This window comes from Nostoc sp. UHCC 0302 (genome assembly GCF_038096175.1).
Lineage (GTDB): Bacteria > Cyanobacteriota > Cyanobacteriia > Cyanobacteriales > Nostocaceae > UHCC-0302.
Genome location: NZ_CP151099.1, coordinates 3,065,948 through 3,092,272 on the forward strand (window position 1 = coordinate 3,065,948; position 26,325 = coordinate 3,092,272).

Consider the following 26,325-nt stretch of genomic DNA (forward strand, 5'->3'; position numbering starts at 1 on the left):
GAAGCGATTGGGGAGGCGCTAGCCTATGCATTGCCTAATAGAGCGATGTCCACTTTTAGGGGCTACATCTACACACCTTAATCTATCCCCAAGTTTCTTTTCATCAGCAACCGCTCATCAGCAAGCATATTCTGTAGTTCGCCATTGTTGGAAGATCCGATGGAGGAAGTAATTAGCTGTGGTATTAGTTCAAAAGACAATCACATTATCTTGTCAGTGAAGCGCATTCGCTTTTGGCATTGGCGCAGCGATCGCCTCTGCAACATCTGCAATTCCACACCCACGTCCCCCCTGCCGTTGCCCCCTGGTGTCTTGAGAACGCGAGCGCTACAACAGGAGCAGTGATTCGATTGCTAGCAGTAAACCCAATGTATCTATGGCGCTACTTTTTCTTTAAACAGCTTCCCAGGAGAAAACCCAGGCACTCTAGTAGCCGGAATAGTCATTGGCTCATTCGTTTTGGGATTACGCCCTTCTCGCTCAGCACGCTCACGCCGCTCAAATGAGCCAAAGCCTACCAGCGTTATCTTCTCCCCATTGGCTACAGCCTCAGTCACGACTTCTAAAAAAGCACTGATGATTTCATCAGCCTGCTTTTTTGTGACGTTGGCTTTTGCTGCTACAGCATCCACTAGTTCGCCTTTGTTCATAAATCACTCTGAAGTATTGCAAATAACGGAAATTTACTTTACCATGAGTAACTTCTGTGAGGCTAGGGGGAAAAGCACTAACAATCACGCGGCATACCAAAGTTAACAATGCACACCTACTGCTATGGCAACTTTGAATTAATGGGTAAAGCCAGTTGAGTTTCAGGAGAGCATCTGCTGTAGTCAAACGGCCAATCTACAGTTTGCGCTTTTTTCATGCGATTCCTGCGGATTTGCACAAGGTTGGCTACGGGAGCGACCAGTAGCAATCCCAAAGTTCGCATCAGCAGGGCTTTCCATAGCTTTGGAGGTGATTGGCTGCGGAATTAGAGTAAGGTGCGATGCGCTCGTTTGCAATCTTGAAAGCGATCGCACGAGTAAACAAAGCCGTATTCTGGTCTATGGAAACTGACGACTACGGGGACTTTAAGAAACGCTATCCTCAAATCTCCACAAACGGATGGGCGATAACTGAAATGCATAGATTCTTCTGGGGTTTCAGTCCCCTTGCGGGGTAATTGTAATTTGGAAACTAGTGGAGACCTAGCTACGGGTTTCATCACAGCCTGGAGTTGGGCGTTTCAGTCCCCTTGCGGGGTAATTGAATTTGGAAACCTGAAGATCCAATTTATTTATATCAATTGTCCAACGTTTCAGTCCCCTTGCGGGGTAATTGAATTTGGAAACATTACAGTATCGACCCAGAGTCACTTAACAACGAATACGTTTCAGTCCCCTTGCGGGGTAATTGAATTTGGAAACTGAAAAGCAGACAAGCGATTTTCATATTAAACATCTTTGTTTCAGTCCCCTTGCGGGGTAATTGAATTTGGAAACTCATCCATGATCTAAAACTGTGACTAAAACTAATATGTTTCAGTCCCCTTGCGGGGTAATTGAATTTGGAAACTTCTCGCAGTGGGTTATTTTTTTCTTTTAGAGTATATTCCTTGCGGGGTAATTGAATTTGGAAACCTAAATGTTGGTGCAAACGCCGCACAACTAGCGCTATTAAAAGAGTATATTCCTTGCGGGGTAATTGAATTTGGAAACTTAAGTATTTGGCATGATCAGCAGCGAGGCTTACACAGAGTATATTCCTTGCGGGGTAATTGAATTTGGAAACTTCTAAAGCCTCGGTCAGTTCTTTGGCTCGTCTTATATCAGAGTATATTCCTTGCGGGGTAATTGAATTTGGAAACTTTTATCTCTCCAAAGTGATGAAATGGAGATTACGTGAGTATATTCCTTGCGGGGTAATTGAATTTGGAAACCGCGATCGCTCCGTGCAACCCAACAATGAAGTCACACATTGAGTATATTCCTTGCGGGGTAATTGAATTTGGAAACCTTACGGTACAACTTATTTAAGGGTAAGAATTAATAATGAGTATATTCCTTGCGGGGTAATTGAATTTGGAAACCGCTCGGTGCTGAAACTGATACAGAGCAAGCTTCCTGGGAAGGTTTTTGACGGATCGAAAATTTAGGTCATTTTCAGCCCCTCTTATTGCAACTCATTTGCAACTTCCCCTAGCACTGAAACTTTGAAACTATTATATTGTCAAGGTTCTGGCGATTTTGACGAGTCTCCGGTGTTTTTGACCTCGCTTCGACTTGCCAAACATCAAGCTGATTTCTTAATCATAAGACTACTATTTACTATTGTCGAGAAACAAAGTGTATTAACTGTTATTTTCCTGTTTGAGCGCTTTACGAGCTAATTTGACATAAGTTTTCACCGTTTCATCTGGCATTTGCAAATCAGAGGCGATCGCCTTGACTGATTCACCCGTTTCTTTACGGGCTAATATCGTTGCCCAAGTGCTGGCAATTCTATCTGTACGTTCGCCGCCCTTGCGTTTGCGTTGGGCAGTGAATATCTCGGTTAGTTCTTCAATGCGTTGAGCTAGCATATCGGGAATCAACTGCTCAGCTATAGCTGACTTTTGTTCTGCTAACCAACCAGAGCGTGTTTGTCCCAAACCAAAAGTAGTTTTATGTCCTGTGCCGCAGTATGGGGCAAGCCTAACCAAAGCATAAAACAACTGAGTAAACTCAGTATTTGCTAAAGCTACCTTGCTTAAGCCCAAAGATATTGCTCCAGTAAAACCTGTGACTGACCCACGTTTTCCTGCTGCCACTTTCATCGATTCCAAACGATGCTGATGAATAATTACTCCTTCATCTACCCATTTGAGAAAAGTCTCTTGTTCTACTGGCATCTGTGAAAAATCATTCCAGCGTCGTAGGTAGCTGTGGAACAGATTTTCTGGGACTGGCAGAGGGAAATGATTACCTTTGCGACGAAAACTTGTTGGTGAAATAAAACTGAGATCAACTATAGACTGCTGCCTTGGTGATTGCAGCAATTGTGAATAAGTGGTTGGAGCATGAGCGATACTCACCTGTTTTATTTGCAACGATACTCCATTCAACTCAATAATTTTGGGTAAGTTCGTTAACCAAAGTTTTAGAAATTGCACCACCCGTTGAGATAGAGCATTTAAGTGCCAGTAGTAAGTCTGATTAACTTCCAATTTTAGTTGTTTGCCACTAGCAACCAATTGACCTGACAGCGCTGAGATATTAAAAGGTTTTTCTGATTCTCCATCATGGAGATAAGCTGATAGCTTTGGGTCGATTTGCTGTACTTGCTTTAAAAACCAAGCGTGGAGTGCAATACTGTATTGCGAGTAGAGGGAAACTGAGACAGTTGGTTCTAAATCAAACACCAAGCCTACTAATTCAGTCTTATCTGCCCATGTAGGAACTGAAGAAGTCGGCACTGATTTAGTTTTAGGTTTGCGGCTGGTGCTTGTGACTGCTCTTGGCATCGCTTACTACTGGCTCAAATCGTGTTCAATATTTTAGGCGATTTCTATCCTCTTATGGGAAAAATTGATTACAGGCTGGTGGTGCTAATGTGGGAGTGTTCACCTATTTCAGTCCCCTTGCGGGGTAATAGGTTTTGGAAACTTTCCGCCACAATCAAGAAAGTGCGATCGCTCGTGTTTCAGTCCCCTTGCGGGGTAATAGGTTTTGGAAACCTCCTGACGGCGAAGCACAAGCTAAAGATTTAAAGGTTTCAGTCCCCTTGCGGGGTAATAGGTTTTGGAAACAGTGGGGATAGAATTTGATGAGGCGATCGCGGAACTCGTTTCAGTCCCCTTGCAGGGTAATAGGTTTTGGAAACTCCAGGGTGTAGAAAAATTATTTCACTGCCAGAGGATTAGTTTCAGTCCCCTTGCGGGGTAATAGGTTTTGGAAACGAATTATGCTTAGTCCTAAACCTGTTGAGGGTTCCTGTTTCAGTCCCCTTGCGGGGTAATAGGTTTTGGAAACTGCCTGACGTAGTGTTGCTTTCTCCTGCTGAATGTCAATGTTTCAGTCCCCTTGCGGGGTAATAGGTTTTGGAAACCAGCTGATGAGATTATTGCAGCTAACCCCCAGGTGGTTTCAGTCCCCTTGCGGGGTAATAGGTTTTGGAAACTATTCAGTCAACTAAAAGGTTTTCAACTATGGCTTATGTTGTTTCAGTCCCCTTGCGGGGTAATAGGTTTTGGAAACGGACTGAGGCGGGCATTAAGTTGCTTGGGTCACGTGTGTTTCAGTCCCCTTGCGGGGTAATAGGTTTTGGAAACCCAGTAGACGCGGCATTATTTGCGATTTGTCTTTTGTTTCAGTCCCCTTGCGGGGTAATAGGTTTTGGAAACGTGGCCGGATATTTCCTAAATCCAGTAAATTGACGTTTCAGTCCCCTTGCGGGGTAATAGGTTTTGGAAACTTAGGGATTTACGCGCGGTGTTAGAGGTTAGAACTCTTCGTTTCAGTCCCCTTGCGGGGTAATAGGTTTTGGAAACTTTGGAATAAACGCATTACAGGATATCAACTCAATGTTTCAGTCCCCTTGCGGGGTAATAGGTTTTGGAAACCCACGCCAGATGCACCCGCCGGAACGCAATTAAAGCATGTTTCAGTCCCCTTGCGGGGTAATAGGTTTTGGAAACTATTAACAACTCCAACAAGAGCAGAGTTAATTAGAATGTTTCAGTCCCCTTGCGGGGTAATAGGTTTTGGAAACCTTGACTTCTGGAATTAATCCAAAGCTTGCTAAATGTTTCAGTCCCCTTGCGGGGTAATAGGTTTTGGAAACCCATCTGAAGCTAATAGGATAGTCGTGTTTTTTGGGTTTCAGTCCCCTTGCGGGGTAATAGGTTTTGGAAACTTTATGGAAATTTTTTATGAAGGATTCGCTTGTGTTATGTTTCAGTCCCCTTGCGGGGTAATAGGTTTTGGAAACATTAAAAGTAGCAATAGAAGAATTAATAAGCAGATGTTTCAGTCCCCTTGCGGGGTAATAGGTTTTGGAAACCCAGCTGTTGGGTAAATCTGCCTATCCCAGGCTTCTTAAGGCTAGGAGTTTCAGTCCCCTTGCGGGGTAATAGGTTTTGGAAACTATCCGGCTCATTGGTTAGGTTGACTTTGAATTGTTTCAGTCCCCTTGCGGGGTAATAGGTTTTGGAAACGGCTCGGTCTGAAACTGTTACAGAGCAGGCTTCCTGGAAAGGTTTTTGACGGATCGAAAAATAAGGTCATTTTCGGCCGCTCTTATTGCAAGTAATTTGCAACTTTCCCGATTACTGAAACGCTGTAATTATTCACTTGTCAAGGTTCTGGCGATTTTGGCAGATCCCCAGGGTTTTAGCCCCCGCTTCGACTTGCCAAACATCAAGCTGATTACATAATCATAAAACTATTGTTTGCTCTTGTCGAGGAATTTCAGAACCGTATGTAATTGTTCGCTTGATTGCGCCCGCATCAAGTACATACAATCGTACCGAATCCTCTTCAGGCTTAACCAGTTTTTCTATTTTGGTCTGGAGTGTCGCAAATTGTATCGCTGTTAAAAAACACTCAAAAACGCTGTACTGTGTCCATTTACCATAGCCAGACAACATTTTATGTAAACGAGTGCGACGTTTATTTGCAGCTTTGTTATCAGGCAGGTCATAAATTATTAAATAAAACAGAGTAGTCATTGTCAGATTTTTCGATAAATGATGATTAACGCAAAGCTAAAGCCTTATATGGAATCCCTTCCTGTAAATGCCGAGACAGTAATCGAGCTTGTAATTCAATAGCTCGTCGATAAGTGCATCTGTACTCAAAAACTGGATGTTTAAATTCATCATTCATTTTGCGCTCGAATGCCTGTAAGAAAGTTTTTCTCGCAGTATCCTTGAGGCGATATGCGCCTAAACTTTCATTAAAATCGTCAGGTTGAATTTCATGTTTATGCAATACAGCTAACACTACATTGTCAGCGATCAATGAGCGAAACTCTTCCATGAGATCCAACACTATTGCGGGCTGACCATGATGGACTTCATGTAAATAACCAATATAAGGATCTAACCCAGCAACATGAACCGCAGCTGTTACTTGAACTCGCAACAAACCATAAGCAAAACTGAGCAACGAGTTCACTGGGTCAGTAGGCGGACGGCGATTTCGACCAGTAAATGTCCATTGTTTTCCAACCATCCGTGGCCAACAAGCAAAATACTCTCGTGCAGCTAAACCTTCAATTCCTCTGACCTGATCTATAGTTTTTTGGCTTTTAACAAGACTTTTACGTTCTTTAAGAGGATTATTTCGTTCATTATGACGATATAAAACTTGATATTGGTTATGAATTTTGGCTGTCACAATTGCTTTGACTAATTCTAAACGTCCGACGGGATCGCTATATAGTTTATATTGTGCTAATCGCAATTGACCGTTGCGCGAATAACCAGGAAGCGCAGAACCCAGATATTTACCAAAGCTAGAAAGATAGTGAACAGGCATACCCAGTTCCAAAGCATACACTAGAGCATCTCCTGTGACTTGAGGGTTGCCCATCAAGACAACTTGTTCAACAGTTTGGGCTGCAACAGTCTGTTTTTTCCAAGAACCATCTGATTGTTTGAGAGCAACATTAAAAGCCTCATAATTCTTGCTCAAAACGGCATCAGCTTGAGTTACGTAAAGTACTGACATTTTAAAGCGCTGGTAATGAGTGGTGGATAAAAATGATTAATCAATTTCTCCTAATGAAATTAATCATCGGTTTCAGGATTCATTGAACTTCGTAACTGTTTAACTTCAAAAGGTAGACAAATCTCTTTTAAACTGCATGAAAGACACTTTTTAGTGTTGTCAATTGGCGCAGGCATAGTTCTTTGGGCAGCAAGTTGAGCAAAAGCGATCGCTTGCTCAGTCATTTGCCGTAGCTGCGGTGTTAATGCTACTGTCTGTCTTCTGCGGTTAGTGTGATAAAAAATCTCACCGTAAGCAAGGCTGCGTCCGGTACGTTCTTCTATACACAAAGCAGCTGCACAAAGTTGAAAATGGTCATTAAGATGTTGTGCCATCTTCCCTTTTTTATATTCCACAGGGACAAGCTGACCATTGGATTCTTCAACTGCATCAATGATACCTGCGACCTTTAAGCGATCACTCCACACCCATTGCTGTTGATGAATTAGCGTTTCGCCTTCTTGAAATGTTGTTTCTTCGTTAATATTGCGGTGTATGTGACGGCCTAAGATAATATGTTCGTTATCTGACATCTCACCCAACACATACTCTAAATAGAATCTGCGTGGGCAGTATTCCCAAGCGTTGAGATACGCCAGAGGTAAATAATCTTCAGTCATAAGTTGTTAGTCAACTTTAGTTATTAAGTTTTTCGCCCTTACCAATTTCCATTTTTTCAATCACACGAGTCTGTCCCATTCCCATAGCTGTTTTCCGTCCTACTCCAGCAAAATGGGCGAAATGAGCTAGAACTGTAGCAATTTTTGCAGGCTCAGAGTCAAGAAAACGGTATATTATCCAGCCTTGGCTTCCAATTTCTGCACCGCCTTCTAGCTTTAAAGCCTGGGTTTTTAGTTGGAAAGCAGAGACGAAACTATTCCACTTAATTTCGGGAAATTTTAATTCTGCTGGAGCAAAGTGATTCCAACGCCGCTGTAGTCCATTAAAAACTAACTCTGGTAATGGAAAAGGCTGTATTGCACCACTCTGCTTAAAGCTAGTAGGAGACACGAATTGTAGTTTGATAGTGTTTTGGGCTGGAATTTGTACCAATTTTGTAAAATTACTAGTTTGCGAAATATCAATCCATTCGTTTAATCGGCAAGGAACACCTGCTAAAGTTATTTCACCCCCCAAGTTGCTATGTAATCCCCAAAGCAGCGGCGCTAAAAGTTCCTTTTTCAACAGGGTAACTCTTAGCTGTATCTTTTTTGAAGAAAAATATTCTACTCCCAGGGTAAAGGGTACACTCTCTTGCTGATGCAGATGTTGAGCTAAAGCAGCATCAGCATTAGCAAACCATTGAAAACATTGAGCATGAATTGCTCGTCCTAACGTTGATGGCAATGGTGCAGTAGCGACAAGAGAAATTTGAATTACGTGCAGAGTATTAGTATCGGTTTCAACTCCTGTCATTTCATAGGGTTGTTGTTGCCATTCTACGTAACTGCCCTGAGCTATACGCCCGCAGATGAGTTCCATGAGTTTCGGGTACAAACTCAAATCTGGCATTACAGGCATAATTTTGGAGACACCAGCATGAGTTTTTAGGGGAATCCAGGCTGGTGCAAGCTCTATTTCTGGCAACCAAGAGATTAATGGTGTTAGGTTAGTTACTGTTTGTGTGCGCTTGAGAACTAAATTTAATCGGGTTAAAACAGCTTCAGTATCTTTGGTAAATGTCATAACGGGCGCTGCTACTTGTAAGTTGCACAGGAAGAAATCCAGGTTTGATTACTCGGTCTTTATCTAGTTGTGCTTTATCTGTGGAATAGGGATTAATGCGATTAAAGGTAGTTTTCTCACCCAAATCATCCATTGGCTGTACTGTAAAGCCAAAGGTAGAATTGTGTTGAAACAGCAGATCAAGAGTTTGTTGGCTGTATTGTGGCAGGTATTGAAAAAAGCAGCCCCGTTTACCGAAGTAGTTAATTAGAGAGAATAGTTGTTCTAACTGAGTTAAGCGATCGCTAGGGCCACAACAAATTTGCAGATGACCTTGCATATACACCCATTCTCGAAACACAAAACCATCTTGCATTGGCAAAGTGGAGCGGCTTTTGTCGGCTTTATCAGCAGTTTGGTCGTAATAACGGAGTTTGTAGCCGTTGCGATTAACCACCAACTTTTCAGGTGGCCAAATATGAATACTTAAGTCTCGAATCCAAATAAATTGGCTTTTAATCCATTGGTCAAGGTCACTTTGGTGCTGTCCTCCTTGACTTTCTAACAGCACTTTTAACAATGCCATTTTAATAGCATAAGGAGTAGGCACAAGGTTAGACCGAGCAGCCATGCTAGTAGCATCGGAACGCTTGAGAGAGAAGAGGCTAACTGGTTGATAAGTGACAGTCAGCCATTGCTTGGCATTTACTGGTAATTCCTGTTGAGTAGTGTTTGACTTATTCAACCGCTTCGGCATTGTCGCTCTCCCAAGGTTGCGCTCTTTCAATTAGAGTTTCGATTTGTGCAGCAAACTCAGCAATATTCTCGAAATCAAAGCAGAGTATTGTATCTGCACCGTTGAGGTTATTTAAGGTATTAGCCAAACTATGAATCTGGCGGTTGTAGCTTGCTTCTAAAGCACTAATCATCGGTGCAGGACAACGGCGGGTACTAACAGTAACTACACCTTCAAAATGGTCGGGGTGAGGTAAGTTAGTGTTGCGTTTTGCCCCGTTGGGTTGGAGGTAAGTGTACAAAACACTTTTAAGTAAAGCATCTAAACGTTTTTTGCGTTCAACAGTATCGATGCTGTAGTTGAAATTATGGGGATTGTAGCCAATACGAAAAGCTTCAATGTTTAAGACAGTTGCATACAAACCAGAACTGACTTGTACATTGTAGGGGGTTGGGTTATCTGTACCGTACTTGGCATGGAAGTAACTTTGAGTTTTTACTAAAGTTGGTAAACCTACCACCGCACCAAATTCTATCACAGACTCGCGTTTAAGGGTTTGTCCTTTTTTCTCAGTTACCATAAACCCTTCTAAGTCACTGATGCTGCAACGTTGAATAACTTTGGCAGTTTTTGTGGTTAAATCGGTATCTTTTTCAGTGAAGATACCGATATTTTTATCAATGTCATAACCAATACGGTCAGGGTTAAATTGCTTACCGCCTTCTGATAAATTTAGACCTGATTCAATAGCAATACGATGCAAATGCTCTGCTTGAATATGTTTGAGCATATCACCAGAAACACCATTGACCGACTCAGGCTCATTCATTCCTTTTTGAATAATGTAATAACGACGGGTTAAACTTTGATTGCCTTCGTTACCTTCATTGTTCAAGGCGTGAAGTTGCCAAGACAAAGAACCACTAATAGAGATTGAGTAAGCTGGGAATTGTGTATTAGTCATCGCTTGATTCTCCGGAAATTGCAGTATCGTCTAAATTAATGTCTTGTTCGTCGTCAGTTTCTAAATCGTTTTCTTTGGGCTTATTCCAACGAGCATATCCATAAGCAATTAAAAGATTAAACTTGTCCGAAATATTAACTTAGGAAAAGAAAAATGGTAAAACGTTAGATTGGGCGTCTACCATTTTCCACAATTAGTTATGATTTTAGATTATATACAAAAGTATCCACTACGAACAAAACAGATTTTAGGGATTAGTTACGAACAATTGCAATCACTGCTAAATTGCGCCTTAAAACGAAATCGATACATCAAAGCTAAACAAGAGAGTCATAAAATTAGAATTAATGCGGCTGGTGGTGGTCGTCCCGAAAAGTTATCAACCGAAGAACAAGTATGTTTATGTCTATTTTATCTAAGACAGATGCCAACATTCCAAGTATTAGGAATGCTATTTGGTGTTTCCAAAACCGAAGCTAATGATACATTTCACGACTGGATACCAATTCTTCGTGATATATTACCTGCTAGTTTATTAGAACAAGTATCAAATAATGAAAGTGATTTACTATTTGTTCAAGAAGTATTAACAAATTTTAGGCTATTAGTCGATAGCTTAGAACAGCCAATATATAGGGATTCTGACCAAAAAGAGCAACAGAAATATTTTTCTGGAAAGAAGAGACAACATACATTAAAAAGTCTGATAATTGGCATACCAGAAGGCAAAGATATTGTAGAGGTAGAAGTAGGTGTTCCTGGGCCAACAGCAGATATAAAATTGTTTCGTCAATCTCAAAATAAATTTGATAAATCTCAACCCTTTTCAGGTGATAAAGGCTTTCAAGGAGGTGAGAATATCACTACTCCTCATAAAAAGAAACCAAAACGAGAATTAACTCAACAGCAAAAAGATGAAAATAAGGCTTTATCTAGTAATCGGATATTCATTGAACATTTGATTCGATTACTTAAAATATTCCGCATAGCCTCACAAAGATTTCGCTTAAAGCTTGAGACGTATGAGCAGATTATTTTAACAGTTTGCGGATTAGTTAGGTTAAGAATTGGTAGCTTAGTTCTGCCAACTTAGCTAGTAGCAAAAATCATAAATTTTTAGAAATTAGGAGTTAATTTTTATGCCTCTAAATTATCACTAACTATCTCAAAGCCTTATAACTACGTATTTACGAAGATATCAAAGTTTTGCCCCAAAGCTTTGAACAGTCTGGCTTTGGAATTTTCGGACAAGTCTAATTCATCAGATTCTGCATCAGCTTGAGAAACGTGATTATTCAGGAGTTCTTGGCAAAATCGCAAAATCAACTCTGCGTCAAATCGAGCCACCCCATGCCCACCAGACGGAGGGTTGTACTTACGAAGTTGATCTAGTACTTCTTTGTATTTACTCAATTGGATATCTTGAGGTTCTAGAACAACTACTCGCCAGTCAAAAACACGATCAGCTATTTTTATGCGTTCAGCAATCCCAAAGCTAAATAAACCCCCAGCAATCAGCCATAAGCTCAACCAATCTGCCTTTTGAGAGTCAACTTTATTAGTATCTGCCTTAACTCGGTTAACGCCTTGTACAGAAGTAGGTAGGTAAATTTTTACTGCACTAGCTACCTCTGGCAATTTACGGTTAGTGGCTTGGGTAAATAATTCCTGGCAACGGTTAGTTTCCGTGTTTAGTTCAAAGTTAATCTCTTCACTAAATGCTTGGAATAGCGCAACCAGTAAAGCACCATAATGGTCTTTTAGTTGCCAGCCTAACTGCCACAGTTCGTTATGATTACGATCGTGACGCATGGAAGTCAGAATCACGCCATTTTGCGTACTGGCATGGGGTGGTTTTGGTGCATCTTCATTCCATTGAGGCTTACCCCTTTGCTGGAATACGTAATCTTTATATAGTTTCCGTTTTTCGCTCTCCTTTGCTGTGTCAAAAAAGTCTGTCTCTTGGGGAATTTTGCTTGTGTCCGTTTTTTGACCTTTTACTGGTGGAAATGGATTAGTGTAATCAAGCTTTGCGATCGCCTCCAGATTTACAGCCTGTTTTAAACTGATGCGGTAGCGTGTACCTTCATCTACAAGCCCAACATCGCTTTTTTGATTTGTTTTCCTTAAGGCATACTCAACAAGTTGCACCAAACCCAGTAGAAGAAACGTATCAGCATAATTTCCGTATTTTTTGGTGACAAATAAATTCTCTATCATTTAGGCGTATCACCTATGAAAGTTGCGAACTGAATAAGATTCTATACCCCGTTGGAAGAGGGGTATTCCAATACCTCAAAGCTTCGTTTATGAGTTCGCAGTAAGTTGCTAGATATTATGAAGTTGTACTGAACGCTGATCGCACAATCTTAAACCTCTGACCACTAATAGATAAAGTTGTAAATACTCAATTTGGTCATTAGTAAATCGATTCAAATCAAATTCTCGTTTGAGAGGATAGATATTCTTGCTGAGATTGGCTGGTGGTAGAGTTAAGGTAGAGGGCAAATACCGCAGCATGGTTTTCCAACTTTGAGCGATCACTTGTTGTGCTTGAGGGTGTAGCTGTATAGTTTTAATTCGGGTTAAGTCTGCTTCTTGCCATCCTCCAGTCCAAGCTGAGTGATGACGGCCTACTGCTAGTATCACTGTGTGCCGTATGTATTGAATCTGTTCCTTATCAGCAGAAAAATAATCCTCTAGTAAAGGCACTAAGCATTGATTCAAAATATCTTGAGCTAAGTATGCACTCTCGATAGCATGGTTGGGGCGCTGATGTTTTTTCTCGTGGGCTTTGAGTGCAGTTTTTTGCTCCTGGGATTCGGGATTGTAGTCAGTATGTGCCAATAAGTATGCTTTGGGATTTTTAGCTTGGAATGATGTGTGAGCGATCGCTTGCCATCCCCGCATAACTTCTTGCCATTTTACTTGGAGTTTGCCTAAATCATGGGTGAAAATAGCCAACAATACCAGCAACTCAAATAAAGCTTCTGCTTGCTGCTGTTGGATGTGAGGAAAGATTTTGCTTTTGATTAATTGTCCACCTGCTGTTAAAAGTTCATCTCGGACACTGCTATAAGCAGTATCCGCAGATTCACCATTTTTCAGACGAGTAGTTTCAAAGGAGTTGCGCCAACAAGTCCACATACAGCCCAAGTGACCAACATAAGTATCCATGTGGTAGCAGTACTCATTTTTGATGAAACGTTGTGGTTTTGGCGGTGATGCAAAACCATTCCCAAACTCATTGATCCCAATAAGTAAACCAATGTGTTCGTCATAGTAGAGATAGCGTGGATTGACCAAAATCTGAATACTGCTAACCAATGCCGCACGGGAGGTAATAGCAGTACAAACAGGTTGGCTGTAGGTTTCAGATTTTTTCTTCGGAAGTTCAATTCGCTTAAAAATCCAGTCTCCTCCAAAACCTGAACTTTGAAATTCTCTCCAAGCTTTGCACAGAGTAGATATCGGCACTGAAAAAGCCAGCAGATTTCGAGGATCGATGGTTTTTTCTTCAATGTCAATCATTGGCGTTTGTTCCCAGACAAACAAGCTGCGGTTATCTACGGAGCGAATTAACTCGCCAGCAGCAGATTGATCCCCTCTAAAATATGCAGCTTCAAAATGCTGTTCAAACTGCATCTGGTTGTTTTGTTTACGCTGCTGTAATAAGTCTTCTGCCGTATGAACTTGATTAATCCAAGCTTCTTCAGTCCGAAATCCAACATTTTTGTTGGCTTGTGCAGACTGAGTGTGTACTTCTAAAACTTGCCATGTTAGTTCGCACGTTTCTTTGGGATAAGGTAGAAAACTTTGCTTTTTGGGGTCAGATTCATCTTCTTCTAAATCTGCGATCGCTATGACAGTCGAAGCTGGATTCACTTCAACAGTAGGATAAATAAAAACTTCTCCTCGCTCACCCAAAAACCGAGCGCAACGTCCAGCCCGTTGCAACAGTGAGTTCATAGGACAAAGTTGAGTGTGCATGACTTGGCAAGTAATATTGATTCCTGCTTCAATTACTTGCGTAGAAATTAGAACGTAGCAATTGCCATCGTCTTTCCAGTCTTGAGCAAATATAGTTTTGAGGTCGGTTTCTTTTTGGGCGCGGTGTTCTGGTAAGAATCTAGAATGCAGCAGTGTAACGTGCAATCTTTCATTATGGTTTAGTTCTTCTAAATCCCTAAATAATCCCTGAGCCTGAGAAACAGTGTTACAGATGACTATCACTCGTTTACGCCCGTAAACTTGAATATCATTTAGGATAATCGAAGCGTTGAGCGGACGGGATACAGCTTGGAAGGTACGGCAGCGATCACCTTCTATCACCTGTAAATCTGCGTCTTCAATTTGAATAATTTCCATGATTAATCAATCAAGTCTTTGATTTGGATGGCAAGTTCATTTGTAAGTGTGGCGGTCATCAGTAAGAATGGTGCGATACCTTTGACCTGTTGCAAAACTTTCAGCACAGTAGCGAAAGAACGGTCTGGGTCAAGCAGATGTAATTCATCAAATACTAAGTAGGAAGCGAAAATCGCTCCTGAGTTCACATTAGCAGAACCACGACCGACTGAATAGGGAATATTGAGGAAACTGCTTAACATTTGGTCAATTGTGCAGAAGACTATATCACCTTCAAAACGAGGGTCTTCTGGGTTTTCTCCTGTTTGCAGAGTTACTACGGGGGAACGGGATGATGGATAAGCCTTTTCCCAGTTCACAACTAATATTTCAGTCCGTTGGCGGAGACTGTTGGCCAATGTTCGCAGAGGTACAACGTAGATGAGTTTGTTGGGGAAGTCTATATTGAGGGCTTTGGCGAAGAGGAAGGGTGCGATCGCTGTTTCCGTTTTTCCTGAACCTGTTGGTGCGCGGAGCAGGATATCTTGGTGATTGAGGAGTTTAGCGATCGCTTCTCGTTGAAAGTTGCGCGGGGGAAATGTAGTCAGGGTTTGGAAATATTTATCAATCATAATTGATAAAATGAATTAGGATAATTTTTGAGATTGGTCAGTAATTAGTTATAAATTTTCAAATTTATACTACAGTCCTCACTGATTACTGACTATTATTGATTGCTTACTGATTGTGCGAGGAATTATGCTGCTAACTGAACGTCGCGCTGATCGAGTGGTTCTCTACAATATCAGTTGGCAAAAATTTGAGAATTTATTAGTAGACTTAGGTGAAAGTCGTGCAGCTAGGGTAGCTTATGATGATGGTACGTTAGAGATTATGACACCACTACCAGAACATGAATATTACAAAGAAATAATTGGTGACATTATCAAAGATACGGCTGAAGTTTTAGAGCTAGATTATGAGTGTTACGGTTCAGCTACTTGGAAACGAGAACTAAAAAAGGCTGGGGTAGAATCTGATAATTGTTTTTATTTTCAAAATGAAGCTTTAATTCGAGGTAAACTCAAGTTTGATTTAAATCAAGACCCACCTCCAGATTTAGCTTTAGAAATTGATGTTACCAGTAAATCTTTAGATCGCTTTCCTATATATGTACGGTTAGGTGTACCTGAAATTTGGTCTTATGACTCTGGAGAAATCAAAATTTACCAGTTGCAAGGTGAGGAATATCTTGAAAGAGAAACAAGTTTAGTATTTCCTAATCTGAATATTCAAGAAATTCCCTCACTAATTGAAAGATGCCGTATGGTGGGAAGACGAGTTTTCCGACAAGCGATTAGGGAGTGGGTAAAGGGACAGATGGATGAAGAAGGGTAAGGCGATGGCCATTTATCTTTACTTTAACTCGTAGTAGCTATCAGAATCTACACGCATGAATGGAGAATATGCTCGACGTTCACTATCAGGATTAACTTTAACTTTAGTTGGGTAGTCAAAACCTTCCTGATCTTCACGAATTGCTCTCCATACCAACATACGCCAACCTTCTACAGATACTAAATAACGATCTGTTGTTCTACCAGGCTTGAGCCAATATAGTCCATTGCCTACATTAATATGTTTGTCAGATTCAAAAGCTGCTGTAGAAGCAGAAACTTTTGATAGATACCGAAATGGATCGCAGTTATCTAATTTTACTATGTTATCAAAGCAATCTTTAATAGCTTTTTGAGAAAGAAAAGGAACTAAAGCTGAAGGCTTACGCATTTCCTCAAGGAATAAGAAACCTATCGCAGAAATAGTTACTTGTTTATTAGACACTTCAACCAAAGGTTCTAAAAGTTTTTTTTCTATATAAGGAACTCTTTCTTCCCATTATGCTTGGGATATTTCTGTCTCACGCTCTATTTTTTCAAATAAATCTTTATATATATCAAATTGCGATCGCTTAAACTCTACAGGAAGCGGTGGCAATTCTAGTAATGTAGTTGACTGCTCAAATATGTAATCACACTTAATTCCCTTTAACATACCCAATAAAACGGTGTAAGGAACTAGAGCTTTATATCCTCCTGTGGGATTGAGAATAATATTACTGGGATCGTAACTATCAACTTCTTGAAGAATACGTTTGACAAAGTTAACAACCCCTTCTCTTTTGAAAGTTTCAGCATCTACAACTTGAAGTCCTGTAATTCGCTCGGCTTTTGCATATATGCTATTCCTGTGATACTTGAGATATTTTTCAACAGCAAGAGCGCAACAGTATCCATCATCTGTATTTGATGACAGCAAAATTACTCTGTCTTGATTTGTAATACCAATTCTAAAAAGTGAGTGAATTTCAGCAGATAACTTATTTTTTAAGTTTTCTCCTTCAGGGACAATTTCACGAAAAGTAGAGAACACTTGTTCAGCAGCATCTTCCACGCTTTTTTGTTGCTGCACCCAATCCATTAATTTTTTTGGGTGAACTCCCAATGCTTTTGCAGCACTTGTCCCCACAGAACAGATAACGGTTTTTATCATTTTAAAACCAAGGTAAAAAACGCAGTCCATGAGTTATATCAAAAATAACGTGATTATTTTGATTAACTTGTTCTGCAATTATCTTAAATGTTTGCCACATTTCTTGAGTGCTTCTGCCAGTTGGAATATCAACTGGTTTAATACGCGAATCTACCAAAGCCTCTAGAACAGGCCAAGTATTTTCTCTAGCTCTTTCTCTCAAACATACTAACATTTTGTCGTATTCACAAAATTGTCGTAAAGCCTCTGCAAAAACACCACCAACATATTCTTTGCCGTTATGAGTGTAGGTAGTTTGTAATCTGACTTTTCACGGGAAGTCCTCAAACCTCGAAACAACGTGGCTTTTTCCACAGACTAATTCTCAATAGCTTTAAATTAATGAAAATGTCTAACCTAAAGATCAGGGGTTGGAAAAGCTCAAAATGGCGTTTTCCAGATGCCGTGAAAAGTCAGGTTTGTAATGCGCCGCGATTGCCTAAAAATGTGATGATATTAATATGGCTCATGATTTTTGATTCTTTCAATTTCGACTACGGTAATAGTGGTAAACCTGTTTCATCCCAAAGCGCAGGTAATGAAACTTTAGGACTACTAGTGCGTTCATTCTCAATAAACCACTCAAAAGCCTTACCCTCTGGATTTGGAGGTACAGGATTTTGTCCTTGTTGTTGCCGTTTTCTGGGATAATGAACAGGTTTATTATCATTAAAACCTTGGCATCCACAACAAAAAGCTTGGATAAAGCGAACTTCTTCAAAAGATTTACCGTTACCATAAGCTTCAGTTACCGCATTTTTAAAAATTGCTATTGATGCTTCTGCTTGTCCAGGCGATGAATTAAAAGTTGAGTATAAAGAAGAATAAAACTCGCGCCAAGCTTCTCCTTTACGAAGGTCAGTTTTATCCCAATTAATAGTTAACCTTACGCTGCCAAAACCTAGCGGTTTACCACCTCCTAAACGGTGATAATGATTTTCAGGCAAAGATAAAAGGAAAAGTAATCCACCTAGTTCAACATCTGAAAGGTTAGTTATGTCAATTTTAAAACTAAAGGTAGTATTAGGTTTTACCCAAGCTGTAATAGAACGATTTTGATCATCTCGTTCTATATTATTATTTTTAGGTCTACGATATTCTTGGAAATATCCTTCTTGTTCTATTTGTGTTGGATTATTCCAGTATTGTGCAGGTAAATTATTATGGTGAGGATAGACTTTGCGTCCTCTTAACCCATTATTACTTTGATAAGTATTTTCTTTTGCTATTCCTTTATCAAGTGGTGTTCCTTGTTTATCTTGAGCAATATAAAATCTTGCTTGTTGTGGTTTAGGTTGTCCAAGAATAGCTAAAGGAAAACCATCATCTCCAAATGATTCTACAGAATCATTTGAATTACACTCTACTGAATTAATTCGTAAATTACCTTTATAAGAACCTTGACTATTTTGGTTTACCCAACCAAATACTCTGTCTGCTGAAGAAAGTTGATCTATTTGAATAGCTGGTCTAAGTTCTTGTGGTAATAAACTTAGAGGATCTATTGCAAATAATTCTCTAGCAATAATCACTGGATATAATCCCAGTATTTCATACCCATTATTATCCTTCCTTACCCTTGCATAACAGAGAGTGCCTGGTTCTAAGTTGCGTTCATGAGTTGCTAGACTATAACCTACTCCCTTGATATGACGTGACCATACAGAATTATTTAAAGCAGGTGGGCTATCTTTATGTTTTTTATAAATTTCATCTTCATGTATTTCTTGATAGTTATTAATTAAATTCTGCCATTGCTTTTCTAACTTTTGTGCAATATCTGTAAATAAAACTTGAATAATTGGATTTTCACTATTAAAAAATACTCGTTCATCATGTTTTTTATCAGTATTTTGATTTGTAATACAAACAAAACCACGAATCTTTTTTATTACCCCTAAAGATTGATGAGATTGCCTATTTACCGTATTAGTCATAGTGGTTGGATCTGGTTCATCTCCTAGTGTTTCTCCTAAAGGAACAATTTTACGTACACGCCAATACTGAAAATCATTTTTATGTTGCTTGTTTTTGTTATCCCATCTCGAATGCTGAAATTTTTCAACCCAGGCTTCTACTTCTTGCTGATGTTCAGGTAAGTTACCATTTGGGTATCTAACAGCATTTCTAGAAATTTCACCACTTCTATAACGAGGTAGCCAAGCTGCATACATTAAGTTAGGGCTAGGAGTTCCATCATCTCGAATATTTGATGTACCCGGTAACAAACGAATTAATCTATTACCATTTTCATTACCATTTTCGTCTTGTTCAATACGACACGGAATCATTTGTATACCAATATTGGTAGACATTCTAAAAGCTAAACGTTCTTCGTGTTTAACAAATATTGACAATCGAGAATTAGTCACTGCTTCATAAGCTGATCGCAACATTCCCTTAATTGAAGTTGGTGGTAAATAAGGTTTACCATCTGCATCTAATCGAAGTGGATAAATTTTATGATTTGTTCCTTCTGCTTTGGCTGCATCAGGAATCAATAAAGGTGTAATGGTGGTTAAGGTAACGGAAATTCTGCCACTCCAATGATTATCTAGATAAGAACCATGTCCGCAAGGAGTGCGATCGCCTAATTCCCCATCTATATTACGTGGAAGTGCTGGAACAAAGTTATATGGGTTGTGAAAATCTCCTGGTGTATTGTTTCTAGGTGAACTATGAAATGAACGAACTGGTTGCGGTGGTGTTGTTACTTCTTTTTTAGGTGTAGGAGTAATAGGTTGAGTGGATACAAAAGGCTTTCCTTTTTCGCGGATATGTTTTGGCTGTCCACCTACTTCTTCTAATTCAACGTCTAAACCATTAAGTCGTGCGATCACAGTTTTTTTGATTTCTAATAAATCTGCTGATAACGCTGAATCTGGAATTATACAACTACTAAATGAACCTTTACTGTTAGTAAATTGTAATTGAATTTTTCCATTTTTAGAAACACTTAATTTTCCTGTTAACATTATTTAACCACTAATCCTGCTAATCTTTCTTCTACTACTGAAACATTACCATTATCATCAGTTTCTTTGAGATATTCAACAGCATTCAAATAAACTCGTTTATCAGTCGTTATTCCTTTCAATGGAATATTTATAGAACCGATACGAGCAGTAGCAAGTTTTCCCCATCCTGAAGGTGATACAGTTTTAATTCCTTTACCCCATAGAATATATTGTTGAGAAATTGTATCTAATGCAGGAATTGCAGGAATATCATTATCTAAATAATCGGAAATACTTTGTTCTGAAATTAAAACGGCTTTACCTTCACCATTCAATTGATTCAACCAACGTAATTCAATATTTTGATTAAATGCTCTCAATTCAAAAACTTTATCAAGAGGTAAGGTTTGATTATTCGCGTCTTTTAAATCTCCATTTGATTCAACTTTAGCCAATTGGCAGGAAAAAGGAGAATAAATAATCGCTACTGCTTCAGAAAGTACAGAAGCACATTTTTCCAAAGCTGATTTGAGACTAATATGATTTTTTGAAATTCTTCCATATAAAGTTATCATGAATTAACCACCTTATTTTTATTTATCCAAGTTGTCCAAGTATTATTTAAATATTTTAAAAGTTCAGAATCTAAATCTGTTAAACTTCCATTTAGTAAAGTTACATGAGTGAATTTAGTTAACTTGTCTGGAAGATTATCGCCATTGATTGTAATTTTATTAACTCTAATTGAACCCATACCTCTATTTGTCCCATATCCTAAAGGAATACGACCATCTACGAAATCACGCAAACATAATAAAAGTAGGGAAATAGGAGAAAAGTTATCTTTAGTAAGGTGAGTAATATCTAAAATCAAAGATATGGGTTTCCAGCTTATCTTCATCAAATCTAAATTGCTATACAACATACCATCAGCAGCACCTCCAGTCCATCTATCTACTGCTACATGAAAAGCTTGTTGAATATTTTGGAGATTAGCATTATTTAATGCGTCTCTCAGATTTTTTTCATCAGTAGCAGCTTGTATATCTTCCCAAGCTGAAGGAGTAATAGGGACATTGGCGTAACAATCATCAATAAATAATGAACCAATGCCCTTATGAGTGCTATTATTAGCTTTTGCTCTTGTTCCAAATAATTCATCAACTAATGGAAGTTCAATTTGCTCCATAAAATTAGAAGATGCTTTTACTATTGAAGGACAAACAGTTCTAATAATGCGTTCAGCTTGAAATCGTAAAGCTCCTTTAATTGAACTACCTGGTAAAACAAAGGTAAGGCTATTTTCAATAGCACTAACTAAAGGAAGAATATCTACAGCAATACCATTTCCTTCAGCTTTTACCATTAAAGGACTTTGTGGTTGCCAATAAATTTCAAAAGTCAATTTACATTTTTGGTTTTGAGCAGAAATGCTATAAGTTTCTAAAAAGTCTTTAGTAACAATTTCATAATTATCCCGTAAAGCTTTTAATATACCATCACGTTCATTCAGATTAACTTGACGAACATTTAAATTAGATAACTTTACTTTTCCCAATCCTCTTGTTTTTGCTGCACCTAATCGAATTTCCCCATACTCTAAAGATTTAATCAAAGAGGAGAAAGTATTTTTATAATCTGTTGCTTCTTCTTCTGATTTTAAAGGTATATCTAGTGTCATATTTAATGGAATTTTACAACCTCTGGGTAATATCGCCCGATCATATTTAGCTTTTACTGAGGCTGTAGCCAATTCTCTATTAATACCTACACCATCTCTAATTTCAGTATTTACACCCTGAATAAGAGCATCTTCCACAATAATAAAACTAGCGTGACCATCAGCATCTTTTGGTTGCTGATAACCCCAAACACTATTTGCTTGTCGGTCTTTTTCTATCCAACTACTGAAAGCTCCTGCTAAACTTGTTCCTGGAATATAATATTGACCTTCACCATTGACAGCTAAAGCTAAATCTATTTGAGGATTTCCTCCATGACCACCTACATGAATAGGACTTTGGGCAATCAAGATACCACCGACTTTAATACGACAAGCTATTCTACGTGCCATCTGACTTTAATTCCTCGTTTTGAGTATTATTTTGTTGACTTTCAAGCTCACGTTTATGAGCGCGGATACAAGCATCTATAAGAATTTGTACTGCTTCTGTCCATAATTCTTTTTTTAGTCTTTCCTCTCCTGTTGCAGTCAAAGTAAATTCAGCAAATCCTTGTTTATGTCCTAATTTGCTTAAAGCAGATGATAAATATTCCCAAATTTCTGTAGGACTGGTAATTAGTTGACGAAGTTTATCTAAACTCCCATTTGGCCATTTCTCAGCACGATTTTTAGTTTGTTGTAAATGCTGAATCCATTTTTCTATCCCTTCATTGTCTGGTAATTCCAAGCGTGTCAGGACTGAACGTAAGCTTCCTAATTGGCTCATAGGAGGTTGACTTTGTTTGCTCTCGATTTTTATGTCTAAAATTTGAGTGCGAGAAGTACAGTCAGAAGCCAAAAGCAAAGATGCTCGATGAATAATTTCTTTCCATGCCGCTTTTTCCAATATATAAGCATAATTAATCGTATCTTGATTATCTTCAAGGTATAAATTGGAATTGACAGCAGAATTTTCTTGTTTGTTTGCTTTTACCTGTTCTTTTACTGTTGACATAGGGCTTATTAAAATTGGGTCATTGAAACAAATCTGACCATACCCTTCGGCTCGACGTTTACCAATACCACTTAATTCAATTTCCGTTACTAATTCTTGTTCAGGTGTTTCTTTAACTTCAAAAACAATACAAGTTCCTGCTGCTAATCCCACTAATGAAGGGCGAGGTAATCCCCAGCGTACTTGCCAAGAATCTATTCGATGTGTTTTTGCTATGAATGTCAGTTTGGTATCTGCACCAAATTTAATTTCAAGCTCCACCTTCAAATATTTTTCTAGCTCTGCTTTGAAATATTTAATATCAGTTGTCGGGCGTAATCTTTCATCTCTGAGTAATACATCAGAAAGCAACCAAACAATTAATTTATTATTGTTAATTTTCGGATTGCAATACTTAGAGTCTGAATTACTTAAAATTTCTAAACTTATGTCACCATAATCATCTTTTTTTGATTGCCCAATACGATAATCTCCTTTTAAGAATTCACGCCAACTTTTACTATTCTTGTCTAAAATATGTGCTATGGATTGCCTTAGTTTTAATTTCGCTTGTAATTTAGTTCCTGCTTGAATAGCTTCATAACTATAAATACCTCCTCCTGAATCTTTGGTAGGACGTTGAGCTTGATCTTCAATAGTGTTATGAGTCCCTACACTCATTTTTATTGTTTCATAATGAGGTAAAGTTGTTCCATCTGTAGAATCTATATATCCTGTTCGATAGCCTTTTAATTGACCATCTTGTTCAGGTTCTATAAAGCGATTATAAACCTTACCTCCTTTATCTAGACCACCTCCAAGTTTTTCATAAAATAGTGCTAAAGGTACAGGTCTACCTTGCTGTTTATTGACTTCTAATGTAGCGTTAGTAATGATGATATCGCTATTGGCGATCGCACTACCTAAATCTACACCTAGTCCACTTAATTTTTTGGTAATTAACTTTAGTAAATGAGTTCCAGGAATATAATCAAGTGTCTCAACTACGTTACTAACACTTCGTTTAAAAATAATCAGGGGAGATTTGGTAGTAATTCCTAAACTAATTTCTACCCATTCTTTGTCTTCAGCTTTAGTTACATATCCTAGATTTTTTGTATCTTCTTTATCGTATGAATCATTTTTTAATGGTGGATCTAGTGGAAAATTTTTTGAAATCCAATCAATGCGGTATTTTATATCCTCATTCTTAATTACTAATTGACACTTTCCTGTTCCTCTACGACGTTTACCACCAAGACGTTCTACAAATTTAGTTCCAGCAATTAACAAAGCATGAGCAGCCTCTTTTTGATCTTTATTTACTGGTAAAATTAGTTCACATTCTGCTTCTAGTACAGCCCCACTTCTAACTACTTCCTCAAATCTGAGAAATTCCTCTTTAGTACAACCAGATTGAACATCTATACTAATTCCCGGCTTTATAAAAGTTAGAGCATTATTGACATTAGGTTTGCTCTTGAGAATTTCCCGTAAAGGTTCAGAGAAATATGCTGGACGTATTGATAAAGCCGCAGGAATAGGAGATGTTTCTATTGCTTCTTTTGCTAAAGCAGGTTGTTCACCAAATAAATAATCTACCCAGTTTTGCCAAGTGCCATTTTCTTCACCATTATCTAGACCAAAAGCTAATAATTCGCAAGCATCCCGCCAAATACCTGTAATAGTTTTAGCTGGTATATAAGGTATTCCATCTTTATCTTTTTGTACTAAACTATCAATATCTCCGGGTATGCCTGCACCACAACCAATGTGCCAATCACTGGTAAATTTAATTTGGATAGTCCACTTATCTATTTTTGTAGATTTAGTATTCAAGTTGTTCGCTCTGTTATTGACTGATGTTTGAGGTTGTTTTTCCTGAGTTTGTTTTTGTTTATGCCTTCTGCTCACTATTTTTATCCTCTAAATTTATAAATTCTGCTGCATCTATCGCATCTAATAATCCAGTAATATCAATTTCTAAATCGGATTCTTTTTGAAATAGTGACTTTTCACTACCTGCTAAAATAGTTAATTCTTCTGGATAGCGATCACGAATCAATAGATACCTTGCATCAGCCACACTTTTACCTAAAAATAATCCAGCTTTCAGTTCATGGATCTGGCTATTAGGTAATAATCGCCTATTATCATCATTCTCATCTTGAGCAGTGAGGGCTTTTACTTTTGCTTCCAACTTAGAAAATTGATGAAATTTAGCCCACTCTAAACCTTTTGCTATTTGAAGTTCTTTGTCATCAGTTACTACATAAGGACGGTTATATAGCTTTTGAGTCACTGTACTCCCTGATTTAGTTTCTAGCTTGCTCCGAATACTTTTTAAATCAATATTGCTAGAATCATAAAGTATATGAAAATCAAAAGCCGAACAAGGATAGGGCTTATTTGTTTCTGGATAAGTTACTTTTTTCTTGACTTCCTTAGCAGATTGCATAAGTTTTTCTGCTAATTCATACGCAACTGAAAAAGGAAATTTTGGTTTAATAATAGCTATTCCAGCACAAGCAGAAAGGCGAGAAACTTTTAATGCTTTTGCTGCAATTTCTGCAACTATTTTATTATTCGATGTTTCTTGCTCAAAACTATTGAGAAAAATTTTAGTAAATTTAATAGCACTTTTACCATCACAAACTACAGTTAAATCATCTCCTCCTAAAACTAATGGTATAACTGTAACTAGTTTTTGATTAGAAAATTCAAAAACATCAATAGCGGTATTAAAAGCTGTTTCTGTACAAATATCTAGATTAATAGAAAAATACTTTAATTTGTCTATATAGTTTCTGTTGGATTCTGAACAACTTTTATTGTCATTCTTGATATGGTCTTCAAGTTTTAAAAAAATCTCTCCTAAACCATTACCATCTGCATGAATAACAGATAACCATTTACCTTCACTTTCACTTTCACTTTCACTTTCAAAATAGTTAATCAATTCTCTTGTAGTCTTAGGAAAATTAAGGTCATTTTTCTTCTGCTTTATTAATTCTATAATTCTTTCTAAACCTTTATCACTATAATTTCTTTTACTATAACTAATTATAGAAATAGGTTTTTCTCCAGAGTTGTCTATTAGAGAAGCAGGTAAACCACTTGTAGAACATTCATCTATTATTGGTAAGCGCAAAAATCTTAAATCATTAGCAGGTCTTTGAGAGCGGACAGTTTCAAATTTTTGATGTATTGCTTTATTAATTTTTCCTAAACTCTCTTTATTCCAATCAAATTTATGAGTTACACCACAAATATCTAATCCTGGTGCTTCCTTCAGAGCTTTAAGAGTAACATACTGTATAATTTCTTTAGCAGTTTTTTCTTCTTTTGCTAGTAATAATGCTTTTCCTGAAGTAGAGACAATTGCCTCAACTTCAACATTATTATTTGGAGCGATTGGCGGATTTAATTTTTCATTTAAAAGATTATCCCTGAGTTGTTGCCCATTTTTAAATAGACTCAAACACCGATTAGATTTACTTGCTTTTTCTACAGCTTCTAAAACCCATTTTGTACCTGCACGATAGGTTAATTCAGAAGCACCAATGTTTTCTTTCAGTTTGTTAGTGGAAAAGATGTAGTTTTGATTTCCAGATGTTTCAATAAGTACCAAATACATAATCTATCCTTTTGTAAATTTGGACATAGGATTTAATTC

23 protein-coding genes, 1 pseudogene and 2 CRISPR repeat arrays are annotated in these 26,325 nt (G+C 38.3%); of the genes and pseudogenes, 3 read left to right on the plus strand and 21 right to left on the minus strand.

Annotated elements, in window-relative coordinates:
- The first annotated feature begins 159 nt into the window (after positions 1-159).
- Entirely contained in the window at positions 160-345 is a 186-nt protein-coding gene (locus WKK05_RS13160) for a hypothetical protein (RefSeq protein ID WP_341530120.1), read from the plus strand.
- 29 nt (positions 346-374) lie between these two features.
- On the opposite strand, the gene WKK05_RS13165 is transcribed toward WKK05_RS13160, so the two are convergent.
- The 10 genes from WKK05_RS13165 to WKK05_RS13210 form a co-directional block, all read right to left on the minus strand.
- The gene (locus WKK05_RS13165) at positions 375-650 is read right to left on the minus strand and encodes an HU family DNA-binding protein (protein WP_341530121.1); all 276 of its coding nucleotides are present in this window, start codon (positions 648-650) and stop codon (positions 375-377) included.
- A gap of 122 nt (positions 651-772) precedes the next feature.
- A complete protein-coding gene (locus WKK05_RS13170) occupies positions 773-934 on the minus strand; it encodes a hypothetical protein (RefSeq protein ID WP_341530122.1) in 162 nt (53 codons plus the stop codon).
- A gap of 42 nt (positions 935-976) precedes the next feature.
- Positions 977-1,132, minus strand: a complete 156-nt coding sequence (locus tag WKK05_RS13175) for a hypothetical protein (RefSeq protein WP_341530123.1) — start codon at positions 1,130-1,132, stop codon at positions 977-979.
- Between the two features lie 18 nt (positions 1,133-1,150).
- Positions 1,151-2,074: a CRISPR direct-repeat array (repeat unit 27 nt; unit sequence CCTTGCGGGGTAATTGAATTTGGAAAC).
- Positions 2,075-2,335: 261 nt separating this feature from the next.
- The gene (cas6, locus tag WKK05_RS13180; protein WP_341530124.1) at positions 2,336-3,487 is read right to left on the minus strand and encodes a CRISPR-associated endoribonuclease Cas6; all 1,152 of its coding nucleotides are present in this window, start codon (positions 3,485-3,487) and stop codon (positions 2,336-2,338) included.
- A 106-nt stretch (positions 3,488-3,593) separates the two neighbouring features.
- A CRISPR array of direct repeats spans positions 3,594-5,179; the repeat unit is 36 nt; unit sequence TTTCAGTCCCCTTGCGGGGTAATAGGTTTTGGAAAC.
- 219 nt (positions 5,180-5,398) lie between these two features.
- Positions 5,399-5,692, minus strand: a complete 294-nt coding sequence (gene cas2, locus WKK05_RS13185; RefSeq protein WP_152592228.1) for a CRISPR-associated endonuclease Cas2 — start codon at positions 5,690-5,692, stop codon at positions 5,399-5,401.
- A gap of 25 nt (positions 5,693-5,717) precedes the next feature.
- On the minus strand, positions 5,718-6,695 hold the full coding sequence (gene cas1d, locus WKK05_RS13190) for a type I-D CRISPR-associated endonuclease Cas1d (protein WP_341530125.1): 978 nt from the start codon (positions 6,693-6,695) through the stop codon (positions 5,718-5,720).
- 59 nt (positions 6,696-6,754) lie between these two features.
- Positions 6,755-7,354 (minus strand): CRISPR-associated protein Cas4, encoded by a 600-nt coding sequence (gene cas4, locus WKK05_RS13195; protein WP_341530126.1) that lies wholly within the window; start codon positions 7,352-7,354, stop codon positions 6,755-6,757.
- A gap of 16 nt (positions 7,355-7,370) precedes the next feature.
- Positions 7,371-8,420 (minus strand): CRISPR system precrRNA processing endoribonuclease RAMP protein Cas6, encoded by a 1,050-nt coding sequence (gene cas6 / locus WKK05_RS13200; RefSeq protein ID WP_341530127.1) that lies wholly within the window; start codon positions 8,418-8,420, stop codon positions 7,371-7,373.
- Positions 8,398-9,156 carry a hypothetical protein gene (locus WKK05_RS13205; protein WP_341530128.1) on the minus strand — a complete coding sequence of 253 codons (759 nt, stop codon included), beginning with the start codon at positions 9,154-9,156 and terminating at the stop codon, positions 8,398-8,400. The genes cas6 (WKK05_RS13200) and WKK05_RS13205 overlap by 23 nt, the downstream gene beginning before the upstream one ends.
- Entirely contained in the window at positions 9,137-10,099 is a 963-nt protein-coding gene (locus WKK05_RS13210) for a DevR family CRISPR-associated autoregulator (protein WP_341530129.1), read from the minus strand. Before WKK05_RS13210 ends, WKK05_RS13205 begins: the two co-directional genes overlap by 20 nt.
- A 199-nt stretch (positions 10,100-10,298) precedes the next feature.
- On the opposite strand from WKK05_RS13210, the gene WKK05_RS13215 reads away from it, so the two are divergent.
- Positions 10,299-11,192, plus strand: coding sequence for a transposase family protein (locus WKK05_RS13215; RefSeq protein WP_341525207.1), 894 nt, complete (start codon positions 10,299-10,301; stop codon positions 11,190-11,192).
- Between the two features lie 86 nt (positions 11,193-11,278).
- On the opposite strand, the gene WKK05_RS13220 is transcribed toward WKK05_RS13215, so the two are convergent.
- From WKK05_RS13220 to WKK05_RS13230, 3 genes are all read right to left on the minus strand, one after another.
- Positions 11,279-12,319 (minus strand): hypothetical protein, encoded by a 1,041-nt coding sequence (locus WKK05_RS13220; RefSeq protein WP_341530130.1) that lies wholly within the window; start codon positions 12,317-12,319, stop codon positions 11,279-11,281.
- A gap of 108 nt (positions 12,320-12,427) precedes the next feature.
- On the minus strand, positions 12,428-14,467 hold the full coding sequence (gene cas3 / locus WKK05_RS13225; protein ID WP_341530131.1) for a CRISPR-associated helicase Cas3': 2,040 nt from the start codon (positions 14,465-14,467) through the stop codon (positions 12,428-12,430).
- Between the two features lie 2 nt (positions 14,468-14,469).
- Complete coding sequence (locus WKK05_RS13230) at positions 14,470-15,078, minus strand: DEAD/DEAH box helicase family protein (RefSeq protein WP_341530132.1); 609 nt, start codon at positions 15,076-15,078, stop codon at positions 14,470-14,472.
- Between the two features lie 127 nt (positions 15,079-15,205).
- Here WKK05_RS13230 and WKK05_RS13235 point away from each other — a divergent pair, with 127 nt between their 5' ends.
- Positions 15,206-15,844 carry a Uma2 family endonuclease gene (locus WKK05_RS13235; RefSeq protein ID WP_341530133.1) on the plus strand — a complete coding sequence of 213 codons (639 nt, stop codon included), beginning with the start codon at positions 15,206-15,208 and terminating at the stop codon, positions 15,842-15,844.
- Between the two features lie 18 nt (positions 15,845-15,862).
- Here the strand turns inward: WKK05_RS13235 and WKK05_RS13240 are convergent, their stop codons facing one another.
- From WKK05_RS13240 to WKK05_RS13275, 8 genes and pseudogenes are all read right to left on the minus strand, one after another.
- The gene (locus WKK05_RS13240) at positions 15,863-16,288 is read right to left on the minus strand and encodes a hypothetical protein (RefSeq protein WP_341531081.1); all 426 of its coding nucleotides are present in this window, start codon (positions 16,286-16,288) and stop codon (positions 15,863-15,865) included.
- 54 nt (positions 16,289-16,342) lie between these two features.
- Entirely contained in the window at positions 16,343-16,996 is a 654-nt protein-coding gene (locus WKK05_RS13245) for a putative CRISPR-associated protein (protein ID WP_341530134.1), read from the minus strand.
- A gap of 1 nt (position 16,997) precedes the next feature.
- Positions 16,998-17,279, minus strand: a pseudogene (locus WKK05_RS13250) (TM1812 family CRISPR-associated protein); the annotation flags it as partial.
- A gap of 250 nt (positions 17,280-17,529) precedes the next feature.
- Positions 17,530-20,010 carry a TIGR03986 family CRISPR-associated RAMP protein gene (locus WKK05_RS13255; RefSeq protein ID WP_341530135.1) on the minus strand — a complete coding sequence of 827 codons (2,481 nt, stop codon included), beginning with the start codon at positions 20,008-20,010 and terminating at the stop codon, positions 17,530-17,532.
- Positions 20,010-20,567: a CRISPR-associated protein Csx19 gene (gene csx19 / locus WKK05_RS13260; protein WP_341530136.1), complete on the minus strand. Its 558-nt coding sequence runs from the start codon at positions 20,565-20,567 to the stop codon at positions 20,010-20,012. Before csx19 ends, WKK05_RS13255 begins: the two co-directional genes overlap by 1 nt.
- The gene (locus tag WKK05_RS13265; RefSeq protein ID WP_341530137.1) at positions 20,564-22,066 is read right to left on the minus strand and encodes an RAMP superfamily CRISPR-associated protein; all 1,503 of its coding nucleotides are present in this window, start codon (positions 22,064-22,066) and stop codon (positions 20,564-20,566) included. Before WKK05_RS13265 ends, csx19 begins: the two co-directional genes overlap by 4 nt.
- The gene (locus tag WKK05_RS13270) at positions 22,056-24,563 is read right to left on the minus strand and encodes an RAMP superfamily CRISPR-associated protein (protein WP_341530138.1); all 2,508 of its coding nucleotides are present in this window, start codon (positions 24,561-24,563) and stop codon (positions 22,056-22,058) included. Before WKK05_RS13270 ends, WKK05_RS13265 begins: the two co-directional genes overlap by 11 nt.
- Entirely contained in the window at positions 24,547-26,286 is a 1,740-nt protein-coding gene (locus tag WKK05_RS13275) for a hypothetical protein (protein ID WP_341530139.1), read from the minus strand. Before WKK05_RS13275 ends, WKK05_RS13270 begins: the two co-directional genes overlap by 17 nt.
- Positions 26,287-26,325: the final 39 nt, after the last annotated feature.

Coding starts and splice junctions, on each gene's coding strand:
- WKK05_RS13160 (WP_341530120.1), top strand. CDS start 160: ATGGAGGAAGTAATTAGCTGTGGTATTAGTTCAAAAGACAATCACATT.
- WKK05_RS13165 (WP_341530121.1), bottom strand. CDS start 650: ATGAACAAAGGCGAACTAGTGGATGCTGTAGCAGCAAAAGCCAACGTC.
- WKK05_RS13170 (WP_341530122.1), bottom strand. CDS start 934: ATGCGAACTTTGGGATTGCTACTGGTCGCTCCCGTAGCCAACCTTGTG.
- WKK05_RS13175 (WP_341530123.1), bottom strand. CDS start 1,132: ATGCATTTCAGTTATCGCCCATCCGTTTGTGGAGATTTGAGGATAGCG.
- cas6 (WP_341530124.1), bottom strand. CDS start 3,487: ATGCCAAGAGCAGTCACAAGCACCAGCCGCAAACCTAAAACTAAATCA.
- cas2 (WP_152592228.1), bottom strand. CDS start 5,692: ATGACTACTCTGTTTTATTTAATAATTTATGACCTGCCTGATAACAAA.
- cas1d (WP_341530125.1), bottom strand. CDS start 6,695: ATGTCAGTACTTTACGTAACTCAAGCTGATGCCGTTTTGAGCAAGAAT.
- cas4 (WP_341530126.1), bottom strand. CDS start 7,354: ATGACTGAAGATTATTTACCTCTGGCGTATCTCAACGCTTGGGAATAC.
- cas6 (WP_341530127.1), bottom strand. CDS start 8,420: ATGACATTTACCAAAGATACTGAAGCTGTTTTAACCCGATTAAATTTA.
- WKK05_RS13205 (WP_341530128.1), bottom strand. CDS start 9,156: ATGCCGAAGCGGTTGAATAAGTCAAACACTACTCAACAGGAATTACCA.
- WKK05_RS13210 (WP_341530129.1), bottom strand. CDS start 10,099: ATGACTAATACACAATTCCCAGCTTACTCAATCTCTATTAGTGGTTCT.
- WKK05_RS13215 (WP_341525207.1), top strand. CDS start 10,299: ATGATTTTAGATTATATACAAAAGTATCCACTACGAACAAAACAGATT.
- WKK05_RS13220 (WP_341530130.1), bottom strand. CDS start 12,319: ATGATAGAGAATTTATTTGTCACCAAAAAATACGGAAATTATGCTGAT.
- cas3 (WP_341530131.1), bottom strand. CDS start 14,467: ATGGAAATTATTCAAATTGAAGACGCAGATTTACAGGTGATAGAAGGT.
- WKK05_RS13230 (WP_341530132.1), bottom strand. CDS start 15,078: ATGATTGATAAATATTTCCAAACCCTGACTACATTTCCCCCGCGCAAC.
- WKK05_RS13235 (WP_341530133.1), top strand. CDS start 15,206: ATGCTGCTAACTGAACGTCGCGCTGATCGAGTGGTTCTCTACAATATC.
- WKK05_RS13245 (WP_341530134.1), bottom strand. CDS start 16,996: ATGATAAAAACCGTTATCTGTTCTGTGGGGACAAGTGCTGCAAAAGCA.
- WKK05_RS13255 (WP_341530135.1), bottom strand. CDS start 20,010: ATGTTAACAGGAAAATTAAGTGTTTCTAAAAATGGAAAAATTCAATTA.
- csx19 (WP_341530136.1), bottom strand. CDS start 20,567: ATGATAACTTTATATGGAAGAATTTCAAAAAATCATATTAGTCTCAAA.
- WKK05_RS13265 (WP_341530137.1), bottom strand. CDS start 22,066: ATGGCACGTAGAATAGCTTGTCGTATTAAAGTCGGTGGTATCTTGATT.
- WKK05_RS13275 (WP_341530139.1), bottom strand. CDS start 26,286: ATGTATTTGGTACTTATTGAAACATCTGGAAATCAAAACTACATCTTT.